Genomic DNA, 2,370 nt, shown 5'->3' with positions numbered 1-2,370 from the left:
GCCCATCCCCTTGCGCCCCTTCGACATCCTCCAGGTCTGGCACGAGCGCTTCGACGGCGACCCCGCGCACCAGTGGCTCCGCGGATTGGTGGCACGGTCCGTCGACGTAGGGTCTGAAAACACCCGGACTTCACGAAGGGTGCGGCGCGCGCCAGCTTCCTGACACTCGGGGGACGCGACACTGAACGTCAGTACACAGGTGGGGGAGCATCGCATGGGGGGCTTCGTGTAGGGTGCTCCCCATGAATCCTGAGAAGCTTGTCTTCGCCCAGACCGTCGACGCGCTCTTCGTCCGCGCGCTGGAGAACCGCCTGACGCCGGCGTGCCGCGAGCACCTGAAGCGGGCGGGGCTGGACCTCGACAAAAAGCTGGAGCGCTCCTATTCGCTGGAGCAGTGGCGGGAGTTCCTGCGCATCGCGGCCGGGCACGTCTACGGCGGCGTGCCGGCGGAGGCCGCGTACTACTCCCTGGGCGAGCGCTTCATGGACGCCTACTTCGGCACCTTCTTTGGCCGCGCACTCCTGGGCGTGGGCCGGCTGGCCGGTCCCCGGCGGATGCTGCTGCGGGCGGACCTGGGCTTTCGCGCCGGCAACAACTTCAGTGAAATCAAAATCGTGGAGCGCAGCGCGACGTCACTAGAGCTCTGGATGAACGACGTGCTGGCGGATCAGCCGACGTTCGCGGCGGGGTTGCTGGCGCGCGCGGTGGCGCTGTGCGGGGGCTGGCGGGTGGTGGCGCTGCCGGAGGAGTTCGACGGCACGGCGGCGACGTTCCACCTGCGCTGGAGCGAGGCCTCCGCGGAAGGGGCGCTCAGCGCCACTGAGGATGGGTCCGGAGGCGACGCTCGACCTCAGGCGTGAGGGTGCCCCCGTGCGGGGCCCGGGAGGACGAGCGCTCCCAGCGCTCCAGCCATCGGGTCCCCAGCGGGGCGGCCAGTGTTTCGTAGCGGGTCGAGGCCACGGTGGTCTCCCCCTTGGCGCCGGTGGACACGCCGGCGCCCACGTAGAACCCCGCGAGCAGCAGCGTGACGCGGGTGGGCGTGGCCGCGCTGTAGGTCATCAGCAGGGCGCCCTCTCCGTCTTCCCGGCAATGCCGGCGCACCCGGGCGAGGACGGCTTCGGTCCACATGTCCGGGTTGGACGCAGGTGAGAACGGGTCGAAGAAGACGAGGTCCGCCGGGGGCAGGCCCGCGTCCGGCTCCAGGAAGGGCACCGCGTCCCCCAGCTTGAGGGTCCACTGGATGCCGGGCTCGCTCCAGGCGCCGTGCTTCATGAGGCTTTCAGCGGCTTCGCGGAACGGCTGGAGGAAGGGGAAGCCCTCCGCGTCCGCGAGCGCGAGCCGCAGCGGGGCCAGGTCCACCTCGAAGCTGACGATGTGCAGGTCGCGGGCGCGGTCCGGGCCCAGTTCGCGGGCGCGGGTGAGCGCGGCGACGGCGTTGGTGGCGGCGCCCAGGCCCACGTCGTGGATGACGAGCGGCGGGCCGGGCTGGCGCAGGCGGTCCGCGAGGCCGGGCTGGTCGACGTAGAGGCGCAGGGCCTCCTGCCACGGGCCCACCGCGGGGTGCATGACCTCGCCATGGCCCAGGTGGCGCACGGCGCGGTGACCGTTGCGAAGGGTGACGAGTTCGAAGTCGCCGTCGCGCGGATGGGAGGGCTCGGACATGGGGCTCCTGGCCTGGAGGGGACGTGTGGGAAAGGATGGGTGCCTAGCATGACGACTCCAGGGCAGGAACATCGGGGCGCGCTTCACGGGGAGGACGTCCGGCACGGGGAGGCTCCGTTCGAGGGCGGCCGGGTGCGGCTGTCGCTGCGGGTGGAGGCGGCAACGCGCACGGTGCTGGCGGCGGCGTGGGAGGCGTCGGTGGAAGCCTCGGGGGACGCGGGGCATCCGCTGGCAGCGTGCCTGGAGTCGCTGTGTCAGAACGCGGTGGGCATGGCGGTGGACGTGTTCCTGCGCTTCGACGACTTCCACCTGCGCGCGGGGTGTCCGGACGGGCTGGAGGCGACGGAGGAGGCGGGGCTGGCGGTGCGGGTGTTCCGGCTGGCCTTCAGCCAGTTCCACCCCCGGGCCACGGGGCCCGCGTACCTGTCGAGCGGACTGGTGCTGGCGAAGCTGCCCCGGGGCGTGCGGCCTGAGTGGGACGAGCCGGGGTTCTACTTCGCGCACTACTACCGCGAGGAGCTGTGGGCCTCGGCGGTGGAGGAGGCGCGCCGGGGTGGCGTGCTGGGGCCACGAGCGGCGTGTGCGTACATCGATGCGCTGCTGGCGAAGGCCGACGACGCGGTGGAGCTGGACTGGCCCGTGGAGCAGGGCACGGCGACCTGGGACCTGGCTCTTATACACATCTGACGCTGCCGACGAACTTACGCC

At 71.7% G+C, this 2,370-nt stretch carries 2 protein-coding genes; one reads left to right on the top strand and one right to left on the bottom strand.

Features of this window, described 5'->3' with window-relative positions:
* The first annotated feature begins 242 nt into the window (after positions 1-242).
* Entirely contained in the window at positions 243-860 is a 618-nt protein-coding gene (locus tag D7V77_RS41605) for a DUF2378 family protein (RefSeq protein ID WP_120581681.1), read from the top strand.
* On the opposite strand, the gene D7V77_RS41600 is transcribed toward D7V77_RS41605, so the two are convergent.
* Positions 811-1,662 (bottom strand): tRNA (5-methylaminomethyl-2-thiouridine)(34)-methyltransferase MnmD, encoded by an 852-nt coding sequence (locus D7V77_RS41600; RefSeq protein WP_120581680.1) that lies wholly within the window; start codon positions 1,660-1,662, stop codon positions 811-813. The two genes, D7V77_RS41605 and D7V77_RS41600, sit on opposite strands and share 50 nt — an antisense overlap.
* Positions 1,663-2,370: the final 708 nt, after the last annotated feature.

The organism is Corallococcus sp. CA041A (genome assembly GCF_003612075.1).
Lineage (GTDB): Bacteria > Myxococcota > Myxococcia > Myxococcales > Myxococcaceae > Corallococcus > Corallococcus exiguus.
Note: the sequence above shows the minus strand (reverse complement) of the source record. Positions and strands in the feature narration are given on the sequence as shown.